The sequence below is a fragment of the Oerskovia sp. NPDC060287 genome (assembly GCF_042726775.1).
In the GTDB taxonomy this organism is placed as follows: Bacteria; Actinomycetota; Actinomycetes; order Actinomycetales; family Cellulomonadaceae; genus Oerskovia; species Oerskovia merdavium.
In genome coordinates this window covers 19,029-24,001 of record NZ_JBHXBO010000040.1, presented here as the reverse complement: position 1 = coordinate 24,001, position 4,973 = coordinate 19,029, and the positions used below count along the sequence as shown (strand labels likewise).

Genomic DNA, 4,973 nt, shown 5'->3' with positions numbered 1-4,973 from the left:
GGCGCTGCTCCCTCCACGGAGCAGCGCCTCTCGTGCGTCCGGGGGCGGGCGCGGAGAGCTCGTCCTGACCGGCGTGCCCCGGCCGCTGCGATCCTGGCCGGCTCACGGGGTCACCGTCGCCCGGCCTGCCGTGATCAGCGGCCCGTGCCGTGCGCCCCCGCGATCACCAGGACCGCGCGCTCGACCGCGAACACCGGGTCGCGCCCGCCGCCCTTGACCTCGGCATCCGCCTGGGCGACCGCCGTGATCGCGGCCGCGAGGCCTTCCGGGGTCCAGCTCGAGAGGTCCTTGCGCGCCCGGTCGATCTGCCAGGGGGCCAGCCCCAGGTCCTTGGCCGACGCTCCACCACGCCCGCGCATGGCCGCGACCTTGGCGAGCGTGCGGAGCTTCATCGCGAGCACCGCGACGAGCGGCACGGGGTCCGCTCCCGTCGCCAGGGCGTGGCGCAGCAGGGACACGGCCTCGCCCGCCTTGCCCGCCACGGCGGCGTCGGCCACGCGGAAGCCGCTCGCCTCGACGCGCCCGCCGTAGTACCTGTCGACCGTCGCGGCGTTGATGGTGCCCGTCGTGTCCGCGACGAGCTGCGCGCACGCGCTCGCGAGCTCGCGCAGGTCGTTCCCGAGCGCCTCGACGAGCGCCTTGACAGCCCCCGCGTCGGCTCGGCGGCCTGCCGCCTTGAACTCCGCGGCGACGAACGAGAGCTTGTCGGCGTCCTTCTTGATGGCCTCGCACGCCACGACCGGCGCGCCGCTCGCACGGATCGCGTCGAGCATCTTCTTGCCCCGGACGCCGCCGCCGTGCACGACCACGACGGTCGTCTCCGGGTCCGGCGAGGCGACGTAGTCCACCACGTCGGGGATGAGCGCGTCGGCTGCGGCCTCCGCGCCACGCACCACCACGAACTTGGGCTCGCCGAAGAGCGACGGGCTCGCCGCGACCGTCAGCATGCCCGACTGGTAGGTCACGGCTTCGATCTCGGACTTCTCCGCCTCCGGGTCGCGGGCCCGCGCGAGCTCGAACAACGAGTCGACGGCCCTCTCCGCGAGCAGGCCCTCGGGCCCTTGCACCAGCACCACGGGAGCGAGCTCGACCGCGTTCCACGGGAGCGTCGCGGACGGGCGGGCGGAGGTGCGGGAGGGAGCGGGAGCCATGGGCACAACGATCCCACGGGCCACCCACCGGGGGCACATCGCCGATGCATGGCGGGGCCCGGCTCGCTGACGCGCGGCCGACCGGGGCGGGGCTGTCCCGGGAACGCTGTGCTGCCACATGGACGGCGCTGACCCAGGGGCGGTCAGCGCCCCGCGGGGCCGGCCGAGCATGCGGTTGGTGTCGCGAATCCGCGGAATCCGCACGAGAGCCGCATGCTCGACGGTCGACCACCACCCGTTCGCCTGCCCCCTGGTCCTCCATCCACCTCCGGTCCGTGTCGTTTTCCGCTCTCACGTCCCCTGCACCGACCGGCAGATCGAACGACCCGGCGAGGATGTCCTGACCTGCGGGCGGTCGTTCACGCCGCAGCCCCCTCCAGAGTTTCGTCCCACCCGTGACGTTCAGCGCTGACGGCGACGGCCGAACCAGCGCCGAGCACTTGGCAGCGGGGCGTTCAGGACGAGATCGTCGATCCCTTGCTGGACAGCCCACCACTGGACGTTGTCGTAATCGGACCGGGTGAGCTGCAGAGAGCTGAGACTCTCCAGCGCCGTGTCGCCGTACCCGGAGAGCCGCGCCCTGTCGGCGATCGACCACACATCCTCGAACCAGCCGACCGGCGCCCGCTTCATGTTCGACGGCGGGACGCGGCCTTCGAGCAGCAGGTCGCACAGTGCCGCCGGGCTGGTGCACGCATCGATGAACGGCAGGGTAACCCGTACGAAGTCCTCGACGATGACCGCCGGCCAGTCCGGCATGTCCGGGGTGTAGTCGAACGACGCCCCGGCTCCACGCCGCTCGATCTCCGAGACGGCCCGGGCCTGGTCCAGGCTGTAGAGCCACCCCTGGTCCTCGTCGTCCACCCAGCAGTCGACGTTGACCGTCCGGACGTGCTTCAGCCGGTTCTCGGGATTCAGCCAGACCGTCATCCCCATACCGTCGCCGGGCGTCCTCCGGAACACCTTGTTCGACCGCACGAAGCCCCGTGCAAGGAGCAGCGGAGCGAACTCGTCCTGCAGCACGAGCACCGCCATGCCTCACCCTTCGTCGTGTGGCTGGACCGGGTCCGGTCTGGTCCCGAGGTGAGTCTGACGCAGGCACGACCCGCCTGTCCACGACGTGCGGGCTCAGCGTCTTCCGCGCACGACACCACGTCGCCCTTCCTCGTGGTCACCCGTCCCTGCACCCGGCGACCGCGAGCGCCCCGTCGCGCACGACGAGCGCGAAGGTCCCGCACCGGTCGGTGCGCAGCACCGCGGCCCCGACGCCCGCGTAGAGGTCGAGGGCTTCCTCGGTCGGGTGCCCGTACGTGTTCTCGCCCGAGCTGACGATCGCGACCGCGGGGCTGAGCGTCGCGGCGAGTCGTGGGGACTGGACGCGTGAGCCGTGGTGCGCGACCTTGACGACGTCGACCGACACGTCGCCGCCGTGCGCCCGCAGCGTCTGGTCCAAGGCCTCCTGTCCCGCGTCCTCCAGGTCGCCGAGCGCCACGAGCGTGAGCTGCGGGGTGACGACACGCAGCACGATGCTCGCGTCGTTGGCTCCCCCGTCCGCCTCGGCGAGACGGGGACGTCCGTCTGCGGAGGTGCCGGGACCGGGCGTGGAGCCCGCCTGCAGCACCTCCCACGACACGTCGCCGAGCGTGCCGCCCGCGCCGGGTTCGGCCACCTCCACGGGAACACCTCGGTCGGCGAGGTCGTCGAGCACCCACTCGGCCTGCTCGGCAGGGTCACCGAGCCCGGTCACGAGCGCTCGTCCCACCTGCCGCCCGTCCAGCACGGCGTCGAGCCCTCCGACGTGGTCGGCGTGGAAGTGGGTCAGCACGAGCAGGTCGAGGCGCTCGATCTCGAGGTGGTCGAGGCACCGCCCTGCGGCGTCGCCTGCCGGACCGACGTCGATCATGAGTCCGCGCCCGTCGCCGGTCCGGACCACGAGCCCGTCCCCCTGGCCGACGTCGCACGCGGCCACGACCCAGTCCGGCGGGACGTCTTGACCGGCGGGGGCGATCCAACGGGGCCACGCGATCACCACGCAACCGGCCACTCCCACGGCAACCACGGCCCAGGCCGCGACGAGTTGCAGCGTGGCGCGTCGTCGTCGGGCTGCGAACGCCTCCCGGACACCCGCGCGTACCGCCGTGCGCCACGTGTGCGGCCAGCCGCTCCCCCGGCTCCACGGGACCCGCACGCCCAGCAGACCCGCCACCCGCCGCCATCGCCACACCAGCACCAGTGCTGCGAGGGTCAGCAGGGCGAGTGCCGACGCGCCCAGCGGACCACCGGGCCACGGCACCTTCGCCCCGGGCAGCCCGGCGAAGGACCGGGCGACCGCCGCGATCCACCAGGACGCGAGGCCCGCAGGCCACGCGAGCACGACCCCGCCGAGCGGGAACCAGGGGGCCACGAGCGTCGCGAGCACCCCGAGCACCGTCGCGGGCACGAGCGCGGGCGCCGCGACCAGGTTCGCCGGCACGGCGTACGTCGCGATCGACGGGTCGAGCAGGACCAGGACCGGCGCGCACGCGAGCTGGGCCGTCAGCGGGACCGCGAGCGCGAACGCCGGCCCTCTGCCGATCCACGGTGCGAGACGTCGTGCCACGGGCTGGGTACCCAGCACGAGGGCGGCGGTCGCGACGCTCGACAGCACGAACCCGTACGAGCGCGCGAGCCACGGGTCCAGCACGAGGAGCACCACGACGATGCACGCGAGCGCGGGGACGGCGCGCGAGGGGCGTCCCAGCCCGATCCCGACCAGCCCGACCACCCCCATGGCCGCGGCACGCAGCACGCTCGGGTCGGGATGGACGAGCAGCACGAACCCCGCCATGACGAGGCCCGTCACCCCCATGCGCACACCGCGCGGCGCCCGGGCCAGCGCGCACAGCGCGGTCACGGCCGCCACGACGATCGCGAAGTGCCCGCCCGAGACCGCGGTGACGTGCGTGAGGCCGGTGGTCCTGAGAGCCGCGTCGAGCTCGTCGTCGATGCGCGAGGTGTCGCCGACCGCGACGCCCGGGAGCAGCGCACGGGCGTCCGCGGGCAGCCCGTCCGAGGCCGTCAGCAGGTCGGTCCGGAGCGTGTTGACGACTCGCAGCGCGGGCAGGGGCTCGGCCGTCTCGACCGGCGGCCCGCTCGCGACGAGCGTGGCTGCCGCCCGGTCGCCAGGTTCGGCGCGCAGGAGCCGGCCCGACGCGCGGACCTCGGCCCCGTAGTCGACGTCGGCCCAGGACGGGTCGCCCAGCACGTCGACCTGCCCTCCCCCCGGTGCTGTGACACCTCGCCCCTGGACCGTCGTCAGCTCGAGCGTCGTGCGCACGCTGTCCGAGGACCCCGACCACGGGTTGGTGACCTCGACGGCCTCCTTGACGACCCGGCCGACGACCTCGACCGACGCGCCCTCGGCCGCGAGGTCCGCGGCTCCCCCACGTTCCCGCGCGACGAGGTCTGCTGCCCCGCCCAGCAGGACCGCGAGCACGCACGCCGTCACGAGGAGGCACTGACCGAGCCCTCGGGGCGGGTTCGCGCGCCGCACGAGCAGCAGCGCGCCGAGCAGCGCGAGCAGTCCCGCCGCGGCCGCCGCTCCTGCAAGGACCATCCCGGGCCCCGCAGCGGCGAGCCACCACGCGACACCCCAGGCCGCGAGCGCCCCCGGGACCAGTCGAAGGTCGGTCGCCGAGACCTGGCGCGGGGTGAGCACTGGGGCCGCGCCCGGGGCGGGGTGGGTCGCCGGGGCGCCGCCCCGCGCCCCCGCCCCCCAGGCCCGGGGTCGGGGGGCCCCCCCCCAACCCCCCCCCGGCGCGCCGCCCCCCCCCCACCCCCGCG

General features: G+C 74.6%; 3 protein-coding genes. All 3 read right to left on the bottom strand.

Annotated elements, in window-relative coordinates:
* Positions 1-134: 134 nt before the first annotated feature.
* A complete protein-coding gene (holA, locus tag ACFWFR_RS05725; protein ID WP_377621762.1) occupies positions 135-1,151 on the bottom strand; it encodes a DNA polymerase III subunit delta in 1,017 nt (338 codons plus the stop codon).
* Between the two features lie 402 nt (positions 1,152-1,553).
* The gene (locus ACFWFR_RS05720) at positions 1,554-2,186 is read right to left on the bottom strand and encodes a hypothetical protein (RefSeq protein WP_377621761.1); all 633 of its coding nucleotides are present in this window, start codon (positions 2,184-2,186) and stop codon (positions 1,554-1,556) included.
* Between the two features lie 136 nt (positions 2,187-2,322).
* On the bottom strand, positions 2,323-4,848 hold the full coding sequence (locus ACFWFR_RS05715; RefSeq protein WP_377621759.1) for a ComEC/Rec2 family competence protein: 2,526 nt from the start codon (positions 4,846-4,848) through the stop codon (positions 2,323-2,325).
* Positions 4,849-4,973 lie beyond the last annotated feature (125 nt).

What these genes read in the sequence shown, in the direction of transcription:
- ACFWFR_RS05720 (WP_377621761.1), bottom strand. Translation starts at nt 2,186, where the DNA reads ATGGCGGTGCTCGTGCTGCAGGACGAGTTCGCTCCGCTGCTCCTTGCA.
- holA (WP_377621762.1), bottom strand. Translation starts at nt 1,151, where the DNA reads ATGGCTCCCGCTCCCTCCCGCACCTCCGCCCGCCCGTCCGCGACGCTC.